Source organism: Vibrio sp. HM8-C, assembly GCF_058630515.1.
Window position 1 is genome coordinate 1 of record NZ_JBMMKS010000015.1, and the last position, 24,246, is coordinate 24,246.

A 24,246-nucleotide genomic window follows, 5' to 3' on the forward strand; every position below is an offset into this window, starting at 1 on the left:
TATCAGTTTTGCTCATCCATAATGCGATGACGCTCTTCATGATAAGCCTCTTCCGTATTGCCTCGTTTCCAATAAGGTACGGCATAAAGCTCTTTTTTGGTCAGTTGGAATGTATCAACTAAATATTTACGGCAGTTAATCACACTGCGGTTTTCCCCTGCGATAAATGCCGAGACTGTACATTCAACTTCAGGCTGACCAGTAGTTTTGATTGCATTGACTAAAACCGATGAACCTTGTTCATCATCAATTTTCAACCAAGTTAAAGAGACGCCTTGTGGATGTTCAATTTCATGAACATCATCGAATGAGTCCACTTCAATAAATGCCGCACCTTTCGCATCGGCTGGCATCTCTTCCAAAATAGCGCTGATAGCAGGAACAGCCGTGAGATCTCCCGCTAAAATATGCCAATCTGAAGGCTGAAGTAGCGGATCTGGGCCTGCTGGCCCAATCAAACCTAATGCATCACCTTCTTGTGCAGCAATAGCCCAACCAGAACCAACACTGTCTTCACCGTGCGCGACAAAATCGATATCAAGCTCATTGCTCTCAGGATGGTACTTTCTTACGCTATATGCACGTGGTACAGGTTTGTGCTCTGGATATTCAACATGGTCTTCATAACGAACAGGAAGTTGTAAAATGCCTGATTCCTGATTAGGGAAAAACACTTTGATGTGTGCACCATTTCGATTTTCAGCGAAACCGATAAGTTCATCACCAGTAAAAGTAACTCGAATAAGATGTGGGGTTATGTATTGCTTACGCTTGCAAACAATTAGCTTAGCTTTGATTGGATAGATTACTTGTTCGCTCATACGACAGACTCATTTTTGATAAAAGCAGAAAAGCCCGACTTCTCCAGAAGAAGCCGAGCTCAATAATGTTATCTATGGTTGAAACTACATTCGGTAAGTTGCATTTAAACCAAAGGTTCTTGTTTGACCAACAGACGCTTTAGTTGTGCCTCTTGAACTCACTTGATATTGGTAAACCACATCTTCATCCGTTAAGTTGGTCACGTAGCCATCAAGAGTAAAATCGCCAATCGTGTACTGAAGACGAGCATCAGCAGTAACATAATCACCAGCGGTGTAATCTTCGCTGTTCTCTAAATCAGAGTAGTACTTACCTACGTAAGTCACGTCAGCACCTACGGAGAAGTTTTGACCTATATATTGAGTGAAACCTGCAGACAAGTTAGAACTTGGCGCATTCGGTAGTTCTAAACCACTTTCTGCTACGTCATCTTTAACAATTTTCGTTTCTAGGTAACCAGCACTTGCACGAAGTTGTGTGCTTGTCGTTGCCCAGATAGAACCAGCAAGCTCCACACCGTACGTACGTGACTCTTCGATATTATCGAATCGGCTGTCTACATAAGCTTGGTAGCCGGAGTAATCGTTGTAGAACAAGTTAGTACTGAATTGTCCACGCTCAAATTCTTTCAGTAGACCAGCTTCGTAAGCGATAACCGTCTCTTTATCGTACTCATAGTATTCTTGCTCAGTGAAGTCTAAAGCATGGCCGCCTGAGTTATAGCCTTTACGAACAGAGGCATTCACAGTAGTCGTATCATCGAAGTAATAGATTGCGCCCACTTTAGGCAAGAAAATGTTGTTACTACGGTTATCTTCTACATCAAATGTGCTGGTACGTGCTGAGATATTTGTGCCTTTATGCTCAAAATCTTCATTTTCAAAACGAACACCACCAACAAGTTTAAACGCTGGGTTTAACGTGTACGTTGTTTCACCAAATGCAGCGGAAGTGGTCGTCGTTCCATCAATTACCGTTCCGGTAAATTCAGTGTTGGTATCCGCTTTTGAATAATAAAGCCCTAAAACTGAAGAGAAGTCTGAGCCAGGAGTTTGTACTAAAAGTCGGTTTTCTACGGTGATATTATCGACATCAGATACAACATTGAACGCAGAAGGATATTGATCAAACTCCACATCAGAAGTGAGATAAGCAACATGTAGTGAGTTAACAAAACCATTGTCAAAATCGTAATCAACATCGGCGGCGATACTTTGAGCAACTGAATCTTGAAGACGAGTATTTGAAGAGTTAGCGCTGTCTAAAATCAATGCCGGATCATAAACATAATCAGTTGAAGCAAAAGATAGGTACTCACCTTTGTAAGTGTGACGGTTGTAAGTCAACTTAGCACTCAAACCAGGCATTGAAGACGGTTCCCAAAGCAGTTTCAAACGAGCATTGAGATTTTCAGATTCTTCAAGATCAGGTGCGCCTTCAAGCTCATCAGATGCTTGAGTATAGTTCATCCAACCATCACCTTTGTTGCCATCAACAGCTAGACGGAAAGCAAGCTCATCTTGAATTAAAGGGCCAGATGTCATAACGGCCAAGTTGTTTTTAACATTGCCGTTCTCGTAGGTTTCAAAACCTGCGCGTAGCTTCGTTTCCCAGTAGTAAGTTGGATCGTTGGTTTGAACCACCAAAGCACCACCGATAGAGTTAGTACCTTGGTTAGTCGATTGTGGTCCACGCAGCACTTCTACCTGTTTTACATCCCATGATTTACTTGGGGTATAGCCTTGACCCATCCAAGCTTGAGCAACACCATCTACGATAGTCGAAACACGAGCTTTACCACCGCTGTAAAATGCATTACCACCAGTTGCAACACCAGCACCTTCAATACCACGAATGCTGATCGACTCATAACCTGCTGTAACCACGTTTGGTGCTGAAGTAGCAATGTCATTTATTGACGTCTTCTCACCATTTTCCAATTGCTCTTCACCGATAACGGTGACTGCGGTGGTGGTGTCCTTCAGACTTTTATCCATTCGCTCGCCAGTAATGACGATTGTTTCTGTTCCTTTTGTTTCATTACTTAACGCTGGTAAAGATACAGCCATACCGATAGCCACTGCGATGCTATAACTTAAGTAATTCATCCTTTTTGTTTGTAAAGATTTCATCCTGTTACCTATTTTTTAATGAGCTTAACTTCAAATCTTAATCGCAATGATATTGATTATCATTTGTTATATCAATTAAAAAATTAAGCAATAATTTAAAAAACAAATAACGAACAGAATTTAGTAAGACTATTGGGTTAATAACATGTGCTATCTGGTGCCATAAGGAATAACCATCGGCGAGCCACAAATGGGGTCATCCATGATTAGGCAATCTAAGTTGAAAACTTGTTTGATGATCTCACTGGAGATGATGTCCTGCGGTGCGCCTTGCGCGGCGATGTTACCTTCACTCATCAACAAAATATGGTCTGCGTAGCGAAAAGCTTGGTTGAGTTCATGCAACACGGCCACAATGGTGAACTTTTTCCTGCGGTTCAAATCACGGCAAAGCTCTAATAAATCAATCTGATGAGCAATATCTAAATACGTTGTTGGCTCATCGAGAAAAAGAATTGGCGTCTGTTGCGCGAGAACCATCGCAATCCATACTCGTTGTCGCTGTCCACCTGAAAGCTCATCAATCAACCTTTCTGCTAAATGCTCAATATCGGTCAATTGCATTGCTTCACATACCGCCAGCTCATCCTCATCACTCCACTGCTGAAAAAGCTTCTGATATGGGTAGCGACCTCTGGATACGAGATCTTTCACTCGAATACCATCTGGAGCTGTGACTCGCTGAGGCAACAAACCAATCTGTTTTGCTAAAGATTTGGGGTGAATCGAATAGATCTCTTCTCCATCTAACTCAACTCGACCTGAATTCGGTTTCTGCAGACGACAAAGCATACGTAGTAGTGTTGATTTACCACAACCGTTTGGCCCAATAATAACGGTGAACTTGTTATCCGGAATAGTGACATCAAGCGACGAAAAGATTTGCTCAGATTCATAGCTGAGATTCATGTTTGAACCCGATAGCCGATCGATATGCAAACTTTCTCCTAATGATTCAAATAACGTTTGTTCCATAATACTCATAAGCTTCGCAACTCAAAAATTCTTTGTTCGGGTTAATAACCAAAGCAAATACACACCACCAACAAGGCTTGTTAATTGCCCGATGGGAAGGTTGATAGAAAATGGTTTGATTTGAGAGACAAGGTCAGCAATGACTAAAAGAGTAGCTCCCATTACGGCTGAAGCAGCAACGGGAATATGACCAACTCTAAGTAAGCGAGCCACAAGCTGAGGTGCAGCTAACGCAATAAAACTGATTGGTCCTGCTGCCCCTGTCGCTAAAGCTGCAAGTGCCACAGATAGGAAAGTCATGACTACTCTTTCTCTTTCTACGCAAACTCCAATCTGTGAAGCCATTTCATCTCCCATTTCCAATAAATGAAGAGTCCTAGCTTTGGAAATAATAATTGGAACAATCAGCAAGACGCCGAGCATGACTGGTAAAGCATGCCCCCAGTTTCTCGCATTGAGAGATCCGGCAAGCCAAAGGTTCGCCATCACGGCCTGATCTAAATCGCCTTTGACTAACATCAAGCTGTTGAATGCGCTCAATATAGAACCTATTCCAATGCCGATAAGAATCAGTCGATAACCGCCTACAACACCACTTTTTCGGGAAAGAAAATAAACCGTACCGGCAGTCAACATTCCCCCAATTAATGCGGAAATCATCACAGCTTGAGCTGAGTTCTGAAACACAATAATTTGGATTAAAGCACCAGATGCTGCCCCTGTGGTAAAGCCGATAATGTCTGGCGAGCCCAGAGCATTTTTGGAGATAGATTGGAAGATCGAACCTGATACACCCAATGCCATCCCCACAAAAATAGCCGTAATGATTCTCGGCAAACGAACATTCCAAACAATACGTTCAGCAATTGCTTGATCGCCACCAGTATGGAAAAGCACAGAGAACAATTGTTCAAACGTTAAAGGAAATGACCCGACGGTAAGCAAATAACAACTTATCGCGAGTAAACCGACTAATGAGTACATTACAAACAGCCACTCTTTTTTTGAGTATCGAATGGTAATGTCTCTGCGATGAATGAGCTGGTCACTCAACACCTTAGACTGAAACATCAGGCTCATAACTCAGTCATCCTCCAGCGCCGAACTAAGATGACAAAGATTGGTCCGCCTAGTAAAGCCGTCATTATTCCTACGCTAATTTCGTCAGGAGAAACCAGTACTTTTCCTAAGATATCCGCGATGGAAACCAATACAGCCGCAATCATCATCGAATATGGAAGCAACCATTTGTGCTCTGTTCCAACCCAAAAACGTGCAATATGTGGCGCAGTTAAACCAACAAAGCTAAGTGGCCCTGATGCTGCTGTTGCTGCTCCCGCAAGAATAGTGATAGATAAAGAGGCGCGAATCCATACACTGGTATGATTAATTCCAAGCGACTGACTGATGTCTCTACCTAAAGAAACGGTATTCAGCTCTCTGATCAAAAACATAGTGTAAATTAACCCAAGGAACACTAATCCAGATATAGGATAGAGAACATCAAAACCTCTGCCCTGAAGTGAACCTACAACCCAATGTCGAAACTGGTTAAAGGCTTCTTCCTGACTATTAACAGTAATAATTTGGGTTATCGAAAGCAGAATGACCGACAGTGCTATGCCCGAAAGAACAACTTTAACAGGGTTAACGCCACCATTGAGCCCAGCCAGAAGATAGATAATACCGCCTGCAAGCATTGCCCCTAAAATGCTAAACCACATGTAATAGTGGACATCAGTAATACCAAAGAATGCTATTGCAATAACGACCGCTAAGGTTGCTCCTGAATTCACACCTAACAGTCCGGGCTCCGCGAGGGGGTTTCGAGTTAGAGTTTGCATCAAAACCCCAGCCCCGCCGATAGCCAGTCCAACCACGATAGCTAGAAGGGCTCTGGGTAAACGTAGATGATGAACAATTAAATGCTCACTATTTTGTGGCGAGTATTGAGTTAATGCCTGCCACGTTACCTCCGGTTCAATATCTCTAGAACCGAAGAAAACGCTTGTAAAAGCACACACTAGGGCTACAACCAGAAGAAAGAACAGCCCAGTGTAGTAGAAAGAATCTCGATGGCTAGATGAAGCTTTCATTTCACTATTGAGCCAACCCGAAATGCTTTTTCATCAGCTCAATGATTTCTAGGCTACTGTAGTAATCGATTCTGAAAGAATTGAGTCCCAGTTCGTAAACCTGCTTTTGTTTCACCGAAGGCAAATTTACTAACACCGGATCTTTCAATAGGGTTTGAATACTCGATTCGTCAGCAACAATAACAAAGCTCACTGGAGCTTTAAGCAGTGTCAATGTCTCGTAATGAACGCGGGCAAAATCATTTCTTTTATCACTGAACGTTTCCCACTCATCTTTAGCTCCTTCAATCTCAAACCCTAAAGCATGGATTAATTCACTGTGAGGGCCTGTGACTTTAGCTATCGCATTAGCCATCCCAGGACCGTTATAGCGAATAATATTGGCTTGTTTTGCTGGTAGATTCAGCTTAGTGGCTTCAACGTATTGGTCAAACTCAGCTATTTTTTGTTTAACAAAATCCTCTCGCCCAGTCGCGTAACCCAGTTTGATAGCTAGCTCCTGCCAAGTCTGGCTACCATAATCAACCACAATAACAGGGGCTAAAAGCTTCAATTCAGGAACCAAATCAAGCACTGAATCCCCACCGGTTTTAGCCACAACAATAAGATCAGGCATAACAGCGTAAGCCATTTCGGTATCAACCCCGCCAACAGGCCAAAGCTCGGTAATCTTTCGCTGCTTCGCTACAGCTTCCCATTGAGAGAAAAATTTCCCATCTCCCGCTGTTGAACTGGCAACAACTGGAGCATCAATCGCGACAAGAGTGCCAGTAAGCGTCACTGAAGTGGAAAGTACCTTCATCGGTTTTTTCGGGATAATCGTTGTCGAACCATCCGCATTCACAAATGTTCTGGGCCACTGTTCACTCGATGTGTCAGCGGCAAAGACAGAACTCATTGAACAGAATACAACAAAGAATGAAATGATAATACGTATCATAAACATTACCATTATTAATAAAATCAACGTATGCTAACACAAAAATCATTCAGGTAAACAGTCGCTTTCATTGGATGAATCGAAAAAAGAATCGATCAGGAGAAGTTAGGTGAGTTTAGAATCGCTGTTGGAAAGCACACTCTTAGTAGGGTTATCAATCGGTTCCGAGTCTTGGTGGAATAAAGTTTCCTCAGTCGGTACTCCATTACAAATTACGAGAGACAACGGAACAACTGAACTTATTTTTCTGTGGAGGAAACCCGCTACTTCGCCCGAAACTATCGCTGCCTACATAGATATTAATGGCGTCATTAACCACCATGACTTCAACGCGGCTCAGTTTACTCAATTCGAAAATACCGACGTTTTTTATTACGTTTGCAGCGCTCCGAGCAGTTGGAATGGTACCTATGCGTTAATTCCTGTCACTGAGGAGGCAAAACAACCTGAGTACTATGGAACCCGTGAAGAGCAAATTTCTCAACATCGAAATTGGATCATAAAGAGACGTGCATACCACGTGGCAGACCCACTCAACAAAAGAAACCTTCCATTGTGTGAGTGGGGTAAAATGCATTCTCGACTTTACCTAGATCCTTCCGTTATTCATCCCGCTTGGAGTACTTTTGATCGTAGCAAAGGTAAGGCAGAACTAACTTCTCTCTGTCATGAACATATTTTTCATAGCGAGATCTTAGAGCAAGAAAGACGTTTTTGGAGTTATTCAACGGCGCTTAATGGAGAAAAAAATCTTCCTCTTATTATCGTTCTTGATGGTCAAACATGGACGCAAAGCATACCAATCATGTCTGCTCTAGACTCATGTACTCAACAAAAACTTCTTCCACCAGCGGTTTATCTGATGATCGATGTGATGTCCATGACACAGAGATCAATTGATCTTCCTTGTAATTCGACCTTTTGGAAATCGGTCATTGAAGAGTTCATTCCTATTATTTCAGAGAAATATGACATCACATCAGAGCGAAACAACACCGTTGTGACAGGACAAAGCTACGGCGGTTTGTCTGCGGTTTTTGCCCTTCTTAATTGGCCAGAAAAATTTGGTAAAGCAGTTTCTCAATCGGGATCTTTCTGGTGGCCAAATGATTCATTGATTCATAACTCTCATCAGCCGGATATTCTTCAGCAACTACCTGAGTCACTCTATCTTGATCAATATATCGATGTTCTGAGCACGACCTATCAACACAAAATCTATATGGAAGTGGGAAAGCGAGAGGGAATGATGGTGCCGCTTGCTAAACACATACATAAAAAGTTAGAAGATAATAAACACAGTTTAATCATTGAGTTATATGATGGCGGGCACGACAGTCTTATATGGAGAGAAGGATTAATTAAAGGTTTAATCTGGCTGTTTTCAGATTAAATATAACCAAGGCTTATCTACGAAGATTTGCAAAACAGTGACCTGCCTCCATTATCTAAACGGATGCATATGTCCTTTTTATGGTCAGATCACTGTTTAACAACTCTTAATTCCTATAATGAAACTGCGTTTCTATTTAAAAGATCCGACATTTCATAAAGGAAAATAAAATGAATAAGTCTGTAGCAAACGGGCTAGGGATTGCAGCTTTACTCTACCTCTCTTCTGCCTCTGCCACCGCTCTTTACGATGTGAAAGTTTCTCTTGATGGTTCTGCTGATTACGCTTCTATTCAACAAGCTATCGACAGTGCTCCTGACAATAACCAACCATTCGTTATCTATATCAAGAACGGTGTTTATCAAGAAAAACTGCATATTACTCGTCCTAATATCTACCTGATTGGCGAAGATCGTGACAAAACGATCATTACAGCAACAACAGCGAACAGCATGAAGGATGAGAATGGGAAAAACTTCGGAACTTTCGGTAGCCGAACTGTTAGTGTCGATGCCGTTGATTTCAAAGCTCGCTCTCTAACGATTGAAAACGGTTTTGATTTCCCAGCAAACCAAGCCAAAGCAGCCGATGATCCTACTCGTCAAAAAGGCACTCAAGCAGTGGCTTTGCTTGTTTCACACAACGGTGACAAGGCTCAGTTTAAAGACGTTAACCTCGTTAGCTACCAAGACACCTTATATCTTCGTTCAGGTCGATCTTACTTCGACCAATCTCAAGTCAGTGGCACTGTCGACTTCATTTTTGGTCACGGGACTGCTTTGATAGAAAACAGCGACATCATTGCTCGCTACCGAAGTGACAATGAAGAAAATGAACCGCTTGGCTACATTACCGCTCCAGCGACAGACATCAATTCACCATTTGGTCTGGTCTTTAAAAACTGTCATCTCACCAAAGAAGATCAAGTACCGGCTGGTAGCTATGGCTTAGGTCGCCCTTGGCACCCAACCACCACATTTACTGACGGCCGCTATGCCGATCCTAATGCTATTGGACATGCAGCGTTCATCAACTGCCAAATGGACGATCATATCTACGGGTGGGATCGCATGAGTGGTAAGGACATCAAAGGCGAGAAAATTTGGTTCTATCCAAAAGATTCACGCTTCTGGGAGTTTGCTAATACAGGTAGCGGAGCACAAACAGCCGAGCGTCCACAGTTGGCAGAATCAGAAGCCGAAAACTACACCAATAAAAATATACTTTCTGGCTGGGAGCCAGATATTTCTCTTGGAGCAAACAGTCAACTGGCAGGTCAAGTCACTCATAGAAGCATGAGTTTCCCAGCAGTGGTAAATGTCAAAGACAGCTTAGGCAAAGTAGCAAAAACTAATACCGACAATAAAGGTCACTATCAGCTATCCATCGCTTCAATGACTCCTCCATTGTTAGTTTCTGTGGATGATCAAAGTGGCAACACCTGTATCAACAGTGACACCAAACGCTCTGTGTGTGTAACGGCGTTAGTAGCTGAAGCACATAGCAACAAAGTGACAGTAGCGAACGTGAACCCTTTCACAGACCTTATTGTCTCCGGACTGGCAGATAACGAGAGCATTGATGGACCACAAGTGCTAGCCGCTCAAGCTCACCTTCCAGCTTTTTCACATCAAGCTTGGTTAGATGCAAACAGCAACTTCAGCACGGCATTCCAAAGCGTTGTTAAAGCTCATGGGTTGGATGCATCAAAAGAGTGGAACCCTGTTAACTACAACAGCAGCTACCAACCAGTGATGAATGAGTTAGCGTCTCAAGTTATTCATAACCTTGGCCACAACACTCGCACAGGGCAGCTTTCCAAAACCTTCTTATCTGATTTGGCTTTCAATCCTATTGTCAGCCTAGACACCATTCCTCGTTACGAGCTTAAAGACGGACAATTAGCTCAAGCAGCTAAAGCCGTCGCTGAGAAGAAAACTCGTTTGTTCATTGTGGGTGATTCAACGGCATCGAACTACTCGCAAGATGTCTTCCCTCGCATGGGATGGGGACAAGCTTTTGCAGATAAGTTCAATAATGATCAACTTGTGGTTGTGAACGCTGCTCAATCAGGTCGTAGTTCTCGTGACTTCATCAATGGTCGATGGCTGAGTTTCATCGAGCCTTTGGTTAAACCGGGCGATTATCTCTTCATTCAGTTCAGTCACAACGATGAAAAATGTAATGGCGCCGCTAAAGGGCGTGGTCCGCTAGATGTCGGTACTTTGTGTACTTATCCAAACAGTGCTGATGGCAAACGTCAGTTTCCTCAAGGCGAGCAGGAATACTCTTTCCAATACTCTCTTGAACGTTACTTAAGCTTTGCAAAACAACACCAACTAACTCCGGTGATGCTAACTTCAGTACCAAGAGCTCGTACCGCAGATAAAAAAGCAGGCACTCCGATTAACACAGAGCAACACACTACAGCGCAAAACGGCGATAACGGCTACCGTTTCTTTGGTGATTACACCGCAACCGTTCGTCAAACAGCTCAAGCCAACAAAGTTCCACTTCTCGACATGCAAACCAGTGTTATCGAGATGGCGAACAACGAAGCGGCTGGAGAGTGGCAAAACCTATGGTTAGCGGTCGATCCTAATCAGTACCCGTATTATCAAGGGAAAACTGGCTCAATTGAAAAACCGGACGTCACACACTTCCAAAAACAAGGTGCTGAAGCTATTGCTGATTTAGTGTTAGAAGAGATCAAAGCTCAGAAATCACTGTCTAAATTGAGCCAAGTGATTACACAGTAAGAAATAATAAAAATACAAACAAAAAAGGCGATGAACTTAATGCTCATCGCCTTTTCTTATTGAGGTTTGTTACTCAACAGTAACTGCTTTTGCAAGGTTACGAGGTTGGTCAACATCGGTGCCTTTAATTAGCGCTACATGGTAAGAAAGTAGCTGCATTGGCACTGTGTAGAAAATTGGTGCAGTGATTTCACTGACGTGCGGCATTGGGATAATTTTCAAAGTATCGTCCGCTTCAAAGCCTGCTTTTTCATCTGCAAATACATATAGCAGACCACCACGAGCACGAACTTCTTCAACGTTCGATTTCAGTTTCTCTAGTAGGTCGTTGTTTGGCGCGATAACCACAACAGGCATATCTGCATCGATCAAAGCCAATGGACCGTGTTTCAGTTCACCAGCAGCATAAGCTTCAGCGTGAATGTAAGAGATCTCTTTGAGCTTAAGTGCTGCTTCCATAGCAATTGGGTAGTACTCACCGCGACCTAGGAACAAGGTGTGGTGCTTATCAGCAAAATCTTCTGCTAATGCTTCAATCTGTTTATCAAATGCTAATGCACTTTCGATCTGCACTGGCAGTGCATGAATTGCTTCAACAATTTCCGCTTCTTTAGCTGCATCGATGCGACCTTGTTCTTTACCAATTGCGGTTACAAGCATCAACATTGCTGCAAGTTGAGTAGTGAATGCTTTCGTTGATGCCACACCAATTTCAGTACCTGCGCGAGTCATAAATGCGATGTCTGATTCACGAACTAGCGAAGATCCAGATACGTTACAGATGGTCATTGCCGCCATATAGCCTTTCTCTTTAGCAATGCGCAGCGCAGCAAGTGTATCTGCCGTCTCACCTGACTGAGAAAGCGTAATCAGCAAGCTGTTTGGACGAGTAACAAAGTTACGGTAACGGAACTCAGAAGCGATTTCTACGTCACAGCTAACACCTGCGATGTCCTCAAACCAGTAGCGAGCAGCCATACCTGAGTTATAAGAGGTACCACACGCGATAATTTGTACGTGTTCTACTTTCTTCAGAATCTCAACTGCATTTACGCCAATGCTTTCAGTGATTACAGAGTTATGTGTGATTCGACCTTCCATTGTGCTTTTCAGCGCCATTGGTTGCTCAAAAATTTCTTTCTGCATGAAGTGACGGTATTGACCTTTATCACCAGCATCGTGCTCGATGTTTGATTCGATGATTTCACGCTCAACAAGCTTGCCCGCTTGGTCGTAAATTGTCACATTGCGACGAGTAATTTCAGCAACGTCACCTTCTTCCAAGAACATAAAGCGACGAGTAACACTTAAAAGAGCAAGTTGGTCAGAAGCTAGGAAGTTTTCACCAATACCTAAACCGATAACAATTGGGCTGCCTGAACGAGCAACAACAATACGACTTGGGTCTTTACGATCAAGAACCACAGTACCGTAAGCGCCATCAAGCTGAGTAGCTGTTTTTTGTAGTGCTTCTAACAGAGTTTCTGATGTGCGTAATTCCCACTCAACAAGGTGCGCAATTACTTCTGTATCGGTTTGGGATACGAATACATAGCCGCGCTCTTGAAGTAGAGTGCGAAGCTCTTCGTGGTTTTCGATAATACCGTTGTGAACCACAGCAATATCACCTGAAACATGTGGGTGAGCATTCACTTCAGAAGGAACACCGTGTGTTGCCCAACGAGTATGCGCAATACCAGTGCCACCGCTAACTTGTGCGGAATCAACAGCATCAGCTAACTCTTGAACCTTACCTAAACGGCGAATACGAGTTAAGTTGCTCTGCGCATCAACAACTGCAACACCCGCTGAGTCGTAACCGCGATACTCTAGACGACGTAAACCTTCTACCAGAATTTCAGCCACATCACGCTGTGCAACAGCGCCAACAATTCCACACATGTTATTACTCCAATATTTTCATTATCTAATGCTCTCTACGGCTGCAAGCAAAGCCATAATGTAGAGGCAGATTAATTTTTATCTGGCACGAATAACTCGTACCTGATGAAATTCTATTTTTTCTACAAGTTCGTCTGACAAGCCTTTGTCTGTCACCAGAACATCAATGTCTTCCCATGGAAGCTCTAAATTTGGGATTTTTCGCCCAACTTTGTCAGACTCGACCATGACAATCACTTCTCTGGAAACTTCAGCCATTACCTTGCTTAAGCCTACCAATTCGTTAAATGTTGAAGTACCACGTTCAAGGTCAATGCCGTCTGCACCAATAAACAACTGATCAAAATCATAGGAACGAAGAACAGACTCAGCCACTTTGCCTTGGAATGATTCGGAATGCGTATCCCAAGTACCACCCGTCATAAGTAATGTAGGCTCGCTCTCTAGCTCATTCAGTGCGTTCGCTACATTCAAAGAATTGGTCATAACGATGAGCCCGTGTTTGTCATTAAGCTGGTTAATTAACGCAGCGGTTGTACTTCCGCTATCAATGACAATGCGGTTGTGATCTCGAATCAGTTTTGCGGCGGCTTTTGCCAACGCTTCCTTACGAACTGAAACTTTTGAATTTAATTCATCATTGACGACTTCTTTAGGCAAAGCAATCGCACCACCATAACGACGAAGTAATTGGCCGTTTTGCTCTAGTGAAGCTAAATCCTTTCTAATCGTGACTTCTGATGTTTCAAACTGGGCGGATAATTCATCAACACTTACCTCACCTAATTGATTCACTAAGTTCGCAATCGTGTGTCTTCTTAATTGAGTATTACGTTTTGACATGCGGCCCACTGATATAAGTTTCAAAACGAAAGGAAGTATATTCAAAACGAAACATTTATGTCTATTTATTTCGATCTAAAAAATTAATATTTCTGGCTAAAACCTTGTCCTAAGACAATTCTTAAGCAGTGATATTGAAATGATTAGGTGTTAGAATTCGCACCCTAAAGAAAAAAAATTACAGAATGGTGTGTGATACTTTTGTAATTGTCACCAAACACGGTGATACAGATCACACTAACGTGACGATACACCCTCAAATGGTAGTCATAAAATGACTAAACCTTTTGTAAGACTTTCAGTTTTGGAGTGAGCAGTACTCGAGAAAGAAATGTGGTAATGAAGAGATAAAATTGCCGCCATCGAGGCCATTCTTAAGCTATATATTAACTTTCAAATTGATAATATTCACCGGAGAGACTCTTCCATGAAAAAGACCAAAATCGTATGTACGATTGGCCCTAAAACTGAATCTGTAGAAAAATTAACAGAACTTGTTAATGCAGGCATGAACGTAATGCGCCTTAACTTTTCTCACGGAGACTTCGTAGAGCACGGTACTCGTATCGCTAACTTCCGTAAAGTTATGGAAAATACTGGTAAGCCACTAGCTATCCTTTTAGATACTAAAGGTCCAGAGATCCGTACTATCAAACTAGAAAACGGCGACGACGTTGATCTAGTAGCTGGTCAAGAGTTCACTTTTACAACTGATACTTCAGTTATCGGTAACAAAGACAAAGTAGCGGTAACTTACGCTGGTTTCGCAAAAGACCTATCAGCTGGTAACACTATCCTTGTTGATGACGGCCTAATCGAAATGGAAGTTGTTTCTACAACTGACACTGACGTTATCTGTAAAGTTCTAAACAACGGCGCACTTGGCGAAAACAAAGGTGTTAACCTACCTGGCGTTTCAGTTAACCTACCAGCTCTATCTGAAAAAGATAAAGGCGACCTTAAGTTTGGTTGTGAGCAAGGCGTTGACTTCGTTGCTGCATCTTTCATCCGTAAAGCTTCTGACGTTCAAGAAATCCGTGAAGTTCTAGCGGCTAACGGCGGCGCAGACATCCAAATCATCTCTAAAATTGAAAACCAAGAAGGTGTGGACAATTTTGACGAGATCCTTGAGCTATCTGACGGCATCATGGTTGCACGTGGCGACCTAGGTGTTGAAATCCCAGCTGAAGAAGTAATCTTCGCTCAGAAGATGATGATCGAGAAATGTAACCGTGCACGTAAAGTTGTAATCACTGCAACTCAAATGCTTGATTCTATGATCAAAAACCCACGTCCAACTCGTGCAGAAGCGGGTGACGTTGCGAACGCAATCATGGATGGTACTGACGCAGTAATGCTTTCTGGCGAAACAGCGAAAGGTAAATACCCTGTTGAAGCGGTAACTATCATGGCGCAAATCGCTAAACGTACTGACTCTGTACTTAAAGCTGAACTAGGTTCTCGTCTAGACAGCCCACGTCTACGTATCACTGAAGCGGTATGTAAAGGCGCTGTAGACACTGCTGAGAAACTAGCTGCTCCACTTATCGTTGTTGCAACTGAAGCAGGTAAATCTGCTCGTTCAGTTCGTAAGTACTTCCCAACAGCAAACATCATCGCTGTAACTACTAACGCTAAAACTGCTGCACAGCTTGTTCTTTCTAAAGGCATCACTCCAGTAGTTGTTGACGCTTACGAAAGTACTGATGATTTCTACCGTCAAGGTAAAGAAATTGCTCTTTCTTCTGGTCTAGGTAAGAAAGGCGACATCATTGTTATGGTTTCTGGCGCTCTAGTTGCTTCAGGTACTACTAACACTGCATCTGTACACGTTCTTTAATTAGAATTCTAGATACTAAAAAGCCGGGGCATATGCTCCGGCTTTTTTATTTCACGAATTTTTTATCGTTACTTGTAGTCTACCAACCAAAAAATTCTTTATGGTGGGTGTTAAGCAATAACACCATAAGAAGAAAATAAAGTGCGCTTAATTTTATTCCTAGCACCAATAAAGAACTAATTGTCAGCTTCACTAGAAAATGATTAACCATACCCTGCCTCATGTTGCTCAGAGTGCTTGATTTCCTTCTGTTTACTTAGCTGAGCTTACATACCCGAACTCAGTAAATTGCCATAAATGGGAAAACCGGATCACTACTGATGAAAAAAACAACAGTTTACTTATTGTACAGTTTAGCTCAAGTTAAATTTTAAATTAGACTTTAGTCGATGCGTAACAAAAATGTGACATCAGGCCACATCATCCGTCGTTAAACAGAGAGAAACTTGATTTCGACCAAGACTTTTTGACTCATAAAGCGCAATATCCGCACACTTATAGGAACGTATACTGTCTTTGGAAAGGTCTGATATACCAGCACTTATGGTTACAGTTAGACTTTCGTCTAATTCAATCGCCAGCCTTAAACGTTCAACTACTACCTGAGCTTCTGGCGTTGAAGTATGAGGCATGATGACAGCAAATTCTTCGCCACCAATTCGGGCAAGAAAATCTGTCGCACGCAGTTTTTCAGAAAGGACGTCTGCCACTTTAGTAATAACTCTATCTCCCTGATCGTGGCCTTGTTCATCATTAACACGTTTAAAATAATCAATATCAATTAAACACAGGCAAACAGCGTAATCATCAGGGTATCGCTCAACAAGCTGAGTCTGCAGGGTAAGCTCTCTTTCAAACTTACGACGGTTCCAAAGATGAGTAAGTGAATCTTTCTCACTCAGTTCTCTCAGCCTATTTTCAAGCTCTTTTCGCTGAGAAATATCAACGATAGAAGTGATGTAATAACTGACTTTTCCAGCTTCGATAATTGCTTGAATACGCATGATCGTTGTCAGCATCTGCCCTTCAGGGGTCACACACTCAACTTCACCTTCCCAGAGGTCATTCTGATCAACCTGTTCCAGTACATTGAGAATAAACTCCATACCATTATGGCTGAGTAAGGTTTTAAGCGCATTGTGCCCACGAACCTCTTCGCTGGTTAAACCGATCATGGTTTCAAACTCTCTGTTCACCATGATTACTTGGTGAGACTTGTCTGAAATCATTACCGCAGTCATGCCATCCAAAGCAGCTCTCGCAAGCTTACTTTCGATATTACGATGATAGTAATGAAGCGACATTGAAACTGTCGGCAAAGCAAATACCAGCATGATCATAAAGACGAAGAAGCCTTCTTTAACCACATCGTTTAGCTCGTGTGTAGCTCGATCACTGAGTTGCTTGGGTGTAAAACGAATCACTAGATGAATGTTTTGACCGAAAAACTTGTCTATTGGTTTGAAGACAATAAGGTTCATATCTTCCATCAGATACTGACGATCTGACGATTGCATTGCTTCCCATGTTTTAGGGAAAAAGGTAGCGAGATCGAAACCATGATATTGATTAGTCACATCACCATAAAATGGCAACATGTTCTTTCCTGTCACCAAATACCCGTTACTACCCACAATAGCTGGTGTTAAGTCATTTTTGGGCGTGTAATTTAGTTTATCAACCATCATCGACATATCTACGGATATAACGATGTAGCCTTTTCGGACACCGAGAACAGATACGGGAGTAATCACCTGTATGGTGGGCGTGTATGGTTTAGTAAAAGTATCAGGATCATTTGAGAGTTCTTCCGCCCAAACGCCAACTTCATCTTCAGTTAAAGACTGAGCATATTTAAAGAATTCGGTTTGAGAAATATCTACCACGCCATCTAAAGCTTTCGCTTTATGAATGCTTGGTAGGTAATCTACGTGAACTGTGTCGATGCCTTTAACATCAATAAAACCAACACCATCAAACCACTTCTGCCCATTGGCAGTAGAGGCTAAAGCAAGTTGTAACTGATTACGGGTAACTAAGTTTGGAGATTCAACATAGTTATAAGCACTACGACCATGACTTAAAAGGGATATGGTTGAAAACACCTGATCTCTTAAGTTGCGGTACTCGTGTTCACTATAAGAAAGTTGCTTAACGGCTTCGCGTATAGAACGGCTGTTATTCGTAGATTGGACTTGCTCGTATCGGTAAGAGTAGAAAGCAACAATACCAGCTGTAATAAGCGCACAGGTTATGAGAAAAGCGACAATGATTTTAGAATATCTCATAACCCAGACTAACAATTAACAGCAAAAGCAAAGGCGCGCATTATATCACCATTGATAGTAATCTGAATAAAAAAGTAGCGCCTAAATATCATTCTACTCAATAAAAAGTGTTACAAGCCTCGCATACTAATATGATTACTTTCAATAAGTTACAAATCACTCAAGTTTATATACGACATTCACGTTATCTCGAATAATCAGCGTAGAATCTTGATAACTATTACTTACTGCTGAATCTTCGCTAAATGTTGCTGCTCGAGTCAAAACTGGCTTCCTCATCGGCGCGTTATATTCAATTCGCCAAACACCATCAAGTTTACGTCCAAATCCATTCGCTAAAGACTGAGCCTTTTGTTGCGCATCTTTAATCGCCGCCATACGCGCTTGCTGCTGGTACTTCTCTTCATCCCGCACTTTTAGCTGAATATCGTCAACTTGGTTAATTTTCTCCTCTAAGGCGATATCCAAGTATTCGTTTAGTTTGAATAGCTCATCCACTTCAACAGATACATTTCTAATCGCACGATAACCGACCAACTCAGGTTTTCCCGTTTTCGGGTAGTGGTATTGAGGCGTTAAATAGAGGTTTGAACTGGTTATTTGCGACTCTTTTACACCCGCTTCTCTAAGACGCTTAATAAACGAGGTGACAATGTTATCGACACTCTCCTTGGCTTGCTCCGCATTCATTGTAATTTCGACAACTTTCACCGAAAACTGAGCCATATCCGGAGTCGCAATAACTTCACCATAGCCAGATGTAGTCACATGCGGAAAATCGAATTCTTGAGCCTGAACAAGCATTGAAGCTGAGCTCAATACCACTAAAGCCAATACAGATAGTGCCTTCATTTCATTTTCCTATTTAACTTCATATGGCTAAATAATAGATGAAAAAGATTTCAGTCCTAGAGTTTATGTCGGTAAATTGCACAATCTTGACATGCTTACTGTGGCAGCGTTTTGCTCGCATATTCAACAATAGCTTGGGAACATTTCTTCAACCTTCCAGTTTCCAGTTGCCAATGATGCCAGTAGAGTTTCTGATCGATATACATACACGGCGTAATATCCACAAGTCTTCCTTGTTTTAACTCTTCAACAATCTGAATTTTCGGAATCATGCAGTATCCAAAGCCCGCTAAAGCTGCCTTTACACAGGCTTCAGAACTACCGACGGTGTGTTTCACTTCGCTAACCATTTCAGTTCCGAAATGGTCATGAACAAAACGTTCATTGACGAAGTCATGCCGATCAAATGCCACCGCAGGTGCTTTCTCAAATGCTTCAATCGTGACACCTTGAGAAAAGTACTGCTGATAAAACTGAGGAGAAGAGACACAGAGATAAGGCATATCTCCAAGCAAAACAGCGTTGCAGCCAGGTAACGTTCGTGAAGATTGGCTAATTGCACCAATCACCTCTCCATTTTTTAGCTTATCAAGTGTCCGATGTTCATCATCCACAACTAGATGTATCTCGAGGTTACTTTGCTGCATAGCATCGGCAATCGCGGGCAATAACCATGTTGCGAGGCTATCAGCATTGGTTGCAATGGAAACTGAAATCGGCTTTTCACCAATATCATCACTGAGCTCTGGCAGTATATCTTGTTCCAATACACACACCTGACGATATAGCCCTAATAGCTTTTGCCCTGCAGGAGTCACTTTAGGTGGTGTTTCCCGAACGAGTACAGGCTGTGCTAACCATTTTTCCAACTGTTTAATTCTTTGTGACACCGCCGATTGTGATACACACAATACGGCAGCTGCTTTTTCAAAACTTCTTTGCAAAATAATCTGATCCAAGGCTTCAAGCCATCGGTAATCTAATCCACGCATCGTTACACCATAAGTCTTACTAATGACATATTAATATTATTAGTTTTATTTCTTTTTCTCTATGCCGTATTTTTCTTGCAACATTTCTTAACTCGAATCAGAAACAACACGATGAATTTATGGATATTGCTACAAGGGTTTAGCTTAGGCGCGACAATGATCATCCCTATCGGAGCACAAAATGCGTACGTGCTTAATCAGGGAATAAAAAGAAACCATCATTTAACTACTGCGACTATTTGTAGTGTTATGGATGTGTTCTTTATCTCTTTGGGGATATTTGGTGGAGGAGCGCTATTGTCTCAAAATGAGACATTGCTAACCGTCGTTACGTTGGGCGGAATTGCCTTCCTATCATTTTATGGGTGGCTTTCTCTCCAAGCTGCGTTACAGAGTGCTGAAGCACAGGAAAGTCAGCCTCAGAAACTGGCGAGAGGACGAAGAGCCGTTATATTAGGTGCACTCGCTGTGACTGTACTCAATCCACATCTTTATTTAGATACAGTGGTGATTCTGGGTTCAATAGGCGGACAATTTGAGGGAAGCGATCGCATCTCATTTGCTTTAGGCACGATGACGGCTTCTTTCGTTTGGTTTTATGGCCTATCCATTGGTGCAGCTAAATTAGCGCCAGTGCTCTCAAAACCTAAAACGAAGAAAACCATCGATCTAATAGTAGCAACAATGATGTTCGTTATCGCCTTTGCTTTAGCCAAAAGCCTCTATAATCAATGGCTAAGCTGAAATTTTTAGCAAATTTATAGACTTAAAATGATATAAAAAACGGAGGCTAATGCCCCCGTTTTCAAATTCATCATCAATATTAATCGACTTTGTTGAGATGAACATCCATTTGTGGGAATGGGATTTCAATACCGTTCGCATCCAACGCTTCTTTAATCGCTTGCATTGAATCGAAGTACACACCCCAATACTCCTCAGTTTTACACCAAGGGCGAACCACGAAGTTCACTGAAGAATCTGCTAGTGCCAACACACCAATCGTGATGTCTGGATCTTTCAAAATACGCGTGTCTTTTTCTAAAGTTTCACGAATAACTTGCTTGGTTTTTTTCAAATCAGACTTGTAAGACACACCAATCACCAAATCAACACGACGAGTTGAATGGCGAGAATAGTTTGTAATTGAACCACCGATAATCGCACCATTTGGCACTACAACCATTTTGTTGTCAGGCGTTTTTAAAATCGTTTGGAAGATTTGAATCGCTTCTACAGAACCAGCCACACCTGCAACTTCAACATAATCACCAGATTTAAACGGACGGAATCCAACAATCAATACACCAGCAGCAAAGTTAGAAAGAGAACCTTGTAGAGCTAAGCCAATCGCTAAACCAGCAGCACCGATAACAGCTACCACTGAAGCTGTTTCTACACCCACTCTGCCTAGCGCCGCAATCAATACGATAACGAATAAAACGTAACGAACAAGACCATGGATAAACTCAACAACCGCCTTATCCATCTCTTTCTTCTTAAGAACTTTAGCGACACTTCCCGCTACAGCCTTAACAATCATATTACCAATGATCAGGATAAGAACTGCCGAAACAATATTTACCCCGTACTGAATTAACAAATCTGAATTACTACTAAGCCAATCACTCATTTTATTTAATCCATCAGCAATTGGAGCATCCATATCCAACGATTCACCAGCCATACTTTCTTACCCTCTAAGACTCTTAATTTTAACAACCGACTATTTGACTCACTGAGTTTGTCTGGCATTACAAAACTGCACTGCTAATTTTCACTCATTGTGGGCTTTATATGATATGACGTATAACTTTTTGCAAAGTCAGTATTTTGCAAACTACAAAACAAAAGGTTATCCCATCTATTTAGATCCTGTATCAGAGTAAGCAATAAATACGCATTCTGCCAGTGCTTTGAAAAAAATAGCTTTTTCTGTTCCATAACAGAGAAACAAAAAAGCCCGCTCAATGAGCGGGCTTTTCAAGCAATCAATTCAGATTACAGTACGTCTACAGCGTTAAGGTCAGCGAATGCTTTCTCAAGACGAGCAACCATAGAAGCTTGACCAGCACGTAGCCATACGCGTGGATCGTAGTATTTCTTGTTCGGAGCATCTTCACCAGTTGGGTTACCGATTTGACCTTGTAGGTAATCGTGGTTTTCTGCTTCGTACTTACGGATACCATCCCAAGTTGCCCACTGTGTATCAGTATCGATGTTCATTTTGATAACACCGTAAGAGATAGACTCTTTGATTTCTGCTTCAGTAGAACCAGAACCACCGTGGAATACGAAGTTTAGAGAGTTCGCTGGAAGACCGAATTTCTCTGAAACGTACGCTTGAGAATCACGTAGGATAGTTGGAGTAAGAACAACGTTACCTGGCTTGTAAACGCCGTGAACGTTACCGAAAGAAGCTGCGATAGTGAAACGGTGGCTAACTGCGTTTAGTTTCTCGTATGCGTATGCAACATCTTCAGGAGATGTGTATAGCTCAGAAGAATCCATATCTGAGTTATCAACGCCATCTTCTTCACCACCAGTACAACCAAGTTCGATCTCGATTGTCATGTTCATTTTTGCCATGCGCTCTAGGTATTTAGCACATGTTTCAACGTTCTCTTCTAGTGACTCTTCAGAAAGGTCTAGCATGTGAGAAGAGAATAGAGGCTTACCAGTTTGAGCGAAGAACTCTTCACCCGCGTCTAGTAGACCGTCAATCCAAGGTAGTAGTTTCTTCGCAGCGTGGTCAGTGTGAAGAATTACAGGAACACCGTATGCTTCAGCAACAGCGTGAACGTATTTCGCACCAGCAACAGCACCAAGAATTTGAGTACCTTGACCTTCTAGCTTAACGCCTTTACCTGCAAAGAAAGCAGCGCCACCGTTAGAAAATTGAACGATAACAGGAGCTTTAACTTTAGCAGCCGCTTCTAGTACGCCATTCACAGAATCTGTGTTCACACAGTTAACTGCTGGAAGAGCGAAGTTGTTCTCTTTAGCTACTTGAAATACTTTTTGTACGTCATCACCAGAGATAACACCAGGTTTTACGAAATCGAAGATCTTAGACATGGATTTGATCCTATTTTCTGTCGTTTTAACAAATAAAAACGGTGAGTTTAAATTCTTTCATACGTCTGCTCACAACACCTGAAGTTTAACAGATCCAAGCTTATTGCGCAGCAAACAATAAAGCGGAAAAATATTTTCCGCTTTATTAATAAATTATGATGATTAAGCTTTCGCGCGCTCTTCTAACATCGCTACTGCTGGAAGTACTTTACCTTCAACGAACTCAAGGAACGCACCGCCGCCAGTTGAGATGTAAGACACATCCGCTTTGATACCGAACTTGTCGATAGCAGCTAGAGTGTCACCGCCGCCCGCTACAGAGAAACCTGCAGATTTAGCGATAGCTTCAGAAATACCTTTAGTACCCGCTTCGAAGTTCTTGAACTCGAATACACCTACAGGGCCGTTCCAAAGGATAGTTTTTGCATTACCGATGATTTCAGCAAGAGCCGCAGTTGAGTCTGGACCTAGGTCGAAGATCATGTCGTCATCTTGAACATCAGCAACGTTCTTAATTTCAGCTTCTGCGTTTTCGTCGAATGCTTTCGCACATGCAACGTCAGTAGCTACTGGGATAGAACACTCTTTCATTAGCTTTTGAGCTGTTTCGATAAGGTCTGCTTCGTATAGAGACTTACCTACGTTGTGACCAGCAGCAGCGATGAATGTGTTCGCGATACCACCACCAACAACAAGTTGGTCAGCAATTTTAGAAAGAGATTCTAGAACTGTTAGTTTAGTAGAAACTTTAGAACCACCAACGATAGCAACTAGTGGACGCTCTGGTTTATCCATTGCTTTACCTAGTGCTTCTAGCTCAGCAGCAAGAAGAGGACCAGCACAAGCAACAGCAGCGTGCATACCAACACCGTGAGTTGAAGCTTGAGCACGGTGTGCAGTACCGAATGCATCCATTACAAAGATGTCACATAGTGCAGCGTATTTCTTAGATAGTTCTTCTTCGTTTTTCTTTTCGCCTTTGTTGAAGCGAACGTTTTCAAGAACAACTAGCTCACCAGCATTTAGCTCTAGACCGTCTAGGTAATCTTTAGCTAGTTTAACTTCACAATCTAGTGCGTCTTTTAGGTAGTTAACTACAGGTAGTAGAGAGAACTCTTCAGCGTATTCGCCTTCAGTTGGACGACCTAGGTGAGAAGTCACCATTACTTTAGCACCAGCTTCAATACAGTGTTTGATAGTTGGTAGTGAAGCTAGAATACGTGCATCAGATGTCACTTTGCCATCTTTCACAGGTACGTTTAGGTCAGCACGGATAAATACACGTTTACCTGCTAAATCCAGGTCAGTCATCTTGATTACAGACATGGTTTGTC

General features: G+C 42.2%; 18 protein-coding genes. 4 read left to right on the forward strand and 14 right to left on the reverse strand.

Annotated elements, in window-relative coordinates; genetic code table 11:
* Window positions 1-2 precede the first annotated feature (2 nt).
* The 6 genes from ACOSVQ_RS16030 to fepB form a co-directional block, all read right to left on the reverse strand.
* Window positions 3-821: a siderophore-interacting protein gene (locus ACOSVQ_RS16030; protein WP_491983503.1), complete on the reverse strand. Its 819-nt coding sequence runs from the start codon at window positions 819-821 to the stop codon at window positions 3-5.
* A gap of 84 nt (window positions 822-905) precedes the next feature.
* Complete coding sequence (locus ACOSVQ_RS16035; RefSeq protein ID WP_491983504.1) at window positions 906-2,930, reverse strand: TonB-dependent receptor; 2,025 nt, start codon at window positions 2,928-2,930, stop codon at window positions 906-908.
* Window positions 2,931-3,104: 174 nt separating this feature from the next.
* Window positions 3,105-3,929, reverse strand: coding sequence for an ABC transporter ATP-binding protein (locus ACOSVQ_RS16040; RefSeq protein WP_491983505.1), 825 nt, complete (start codon window positions 3,927-3,929; stop codon window positions 3,105-3,107).
* A 21-nt stretch (window positions 3,930-3,950) separates the two neighbouring features.
* Window positions 3,951-5,009, reverse strand: a complete 1,059-nt coding sequence (locus ACOSVQ_RS16045; protein WP_491983506.1) for a FecCD family ABC transporter permease — start codon at window positions 5,007-5,009, stop codon at window positions 3,951-3,953.
* Window positions 5,006-6,025, reverse strand: a complete 1,020-nt coding sequence (locus tag ACOSVQ_RS16050) for a FecCD family ABC transporter permease (protein WP_491983507.1) — start codon at window positions 6,023-6,025, stop codon at window positions 5,006-5,008. Before ACOSVQ_RS16050 ends, ACOSVQ_RS16045 begins: the two co-directional genes overlap by 4 nt.
* A 4-nt stretch (window positions 6,026-6,029) precedes the next feature.
* Window positions 6,030-6,965 carry a Fe2+-enterobactin ABC transporter substrate-binding protein gene (fepB, locus tag ACOSVQ_RS16055; RefSeq protein WP_491983508.1) on the reverse strand — a complete coding sequence of 312 codons (936 nt, stop codon included), beginning with the start codon at window positions 6,963-6,965 and terminating at the stop codon, window positions 6,030-6,032.
* Window positions 6,966-7,074: 109 nt separating this feature from the next.
* Between fepB and fes the strand changes: the two genes are divergently transcribed.
* Both fes and ACOSVQ_RS16065 read left to right on the forward strand, forming a co-directional pair.
* Window positions 7,075-8,358 (forward strand): enterochelin esterase, encoded by a 1,284-nt coding sequence (gene fes / locus ACOSVQ_RS16060; protein ID WP_491983509.1) that lies wholly within the window; start codon window positions 7,075-7,077, stop codon window positions 8,356-8,358.
* A gap of 170 nt (window positions 8,359-8,528) precedes the next feature.
* Window positions 8,529-11,117: a pectinesterase family protein gene (locus ACOSVQ_RS16065; protein WP_491983510.1), complete on the forward strand. Its 2,589-nt coding sequence runs from the start codon at window positions 8,529-8,531 to the stop codon at window positions 11,115-11,117.
* A gap of 69 nt (window positions 11,118-11,186) precedes the next feature.
* Here the strand turns inward: ACOSVQ_RS16065 and glmS are convergent, their stop codons facing one another.
* Together glmS and ACOSVQ_RS16075 are read right to left on the reverse strand one after the other, a co-directional pair.
* On the reverse strand, window positions 11,187-13,019 hold the full coding sequence (gene glmS / locus ACOSVQ_RS16070; RefSeq protein WP_491983511.1) for a glutamine--fructose-6-phosphate transaminase (isomerizing): 1,833 nt from the start codon (window positions 13,017-13,019) through the stop codon (window positions 11,187-11,189).
* 78 nt (window positions 13,020-13,097) lie between these two features.
* On the reverse strand, window positions 13,098-13,862 hold the full coding sequence (locus ACOSVQ_RS16075; protein ID WP_491983512.1) for a DeoR/GlpR family DNA-binding transcription regulator: 765 nt from the start codon (window positions 13,860-13,862) through the stop codon (window positions 13,098-13,100).
* Window positions 13,863-14,289: 427 nt separating this feature from the next.
* Here ACOSVQ_RS16075 and pykF point away from each other — a divergent pair, with 427 nt between their 5' ends.
* Window positions 14,290-15,702, forward strand: coding sequence for a pyruvate kinase PykF (gene pykF, locus ACOSVQ_RS16080; RefSeq protein WP_491983513.1), 1,413 nt, complete (start codon window positions 14,290-14,292; stop codon window positions 15,700-15,702).
* Between the two features lie 410 nt (window positions 15,703-16,112).
* On the opposite strand, the gene ACOSVQ_RS16085 is transcribed toward pykF, so the two are convergent.
* From ACOSVQ_RS16085 to ACOSVQ_RS16095, 3 genes are all read right to left on the reverse strand, one after another.
* Window positions 16,113-17,990: a sensor domain-containing diguanylate cyclase gene (locus ACOSVQ_RS16085; RefSeq protein WP_491983514.1), complete on the reverse strand. Its 1,878-nt coding sequence runs from the start codon at window positions 17,988-17,990 to the stop codon at window positions 16,113-16,115.
* A gap of 156 nt (window positions 17,991-18,146) precedes the next feature.
* On the reverse strand, window positions 18,147-18,842 hold the full coding sequence (locus ACOSVQ_RS16090; protein WP_491983515.1) for an oxidative stress defense protein: 696 nt from the start codon (window positions 18,840-18,842) through the stop codon (window positions 18,147-18,149).
* A gap of 95 nt (window positions 18,843-18,937) precedes the next feature.
* A complete protein-coding gene (locus ACOSVQ_RS16095) occupies window positions 18,938-19,834 on the reverse strand; it encodes a LysR family transcriptional regulator ArgP (RefSeq protein WP_491983516.1) in 897 nt (298 codons plus the stop codon).
* A gap of 111 nt (window positions 19,835-19,945) precedes the next feature.
* Here ACOSVQ_RS16095 and ACOSVQ_RS16100 point away from each other — a divergent pair, with 111 nt between their 5' ends.
* Window positions 19,946-20,578 (forward strand): LysE/ArgO family amino acid transporter, encoded by a 633-nt coding sequence (locus ACOSVQ_RS16100; RefSeq protein ID WP_491983517.1) that lies wholly within the window; start codon window positions 19,946-19,948, stop codon window positions 20,576-20,578.
* 79 nt (window positions 20,579-20,657) lie between these two features.
* On the opposite strand, the gene mscS is transcribed toward ACOSVQ_RS16100, so the two are convergent.
* The 3 genes from mscS to ACOSVQ_RS16115 all read right to left on the reverse strand — a co-directional run bounded on the left by mscS (window position 20,658) and on the right by ACOSVQ_RS16115 (window position 24,238).
* Complete coding sequence (mscS, locus tag ACOSVQ_RS16105) at window positions 20,658-21,521, reverse strand: small-conductance mechanosensitive channel MscS (protein ID WP_491983518.1); 864 nt, start codon at window positions 21,519-21,521, stop codon at window positions 20,658-20,660.
* A 314-nt stretch (window positions 21,522-21,835) separates the two neighbouring features.
* A complete protein-coding gene (fbaA, locus tag ACOSVQ_RS16110; protein WP_491983519.1) occupies window positions 21,836-22,912 on the reverse strand; it encodes a class II fructose-bisphosphate aldolase in 1,077 nt (358 codons plus the stop codon).
* Window positions 22,913-23,074: 162 nt separating this feature from the next.
* A complete protein-coding gene (locus tag ACOSVQ_RS16115; RefSeq protein ID WP_491983520.1) occupies window positions 23,075-24,238 on the reverse strand; it encodes a phosphoglycerate kinase in 1,164 nt (387 codons plus the stop codon).
* Window positions 24,239-24,246 lie beyond the last annotated feature (8 nt).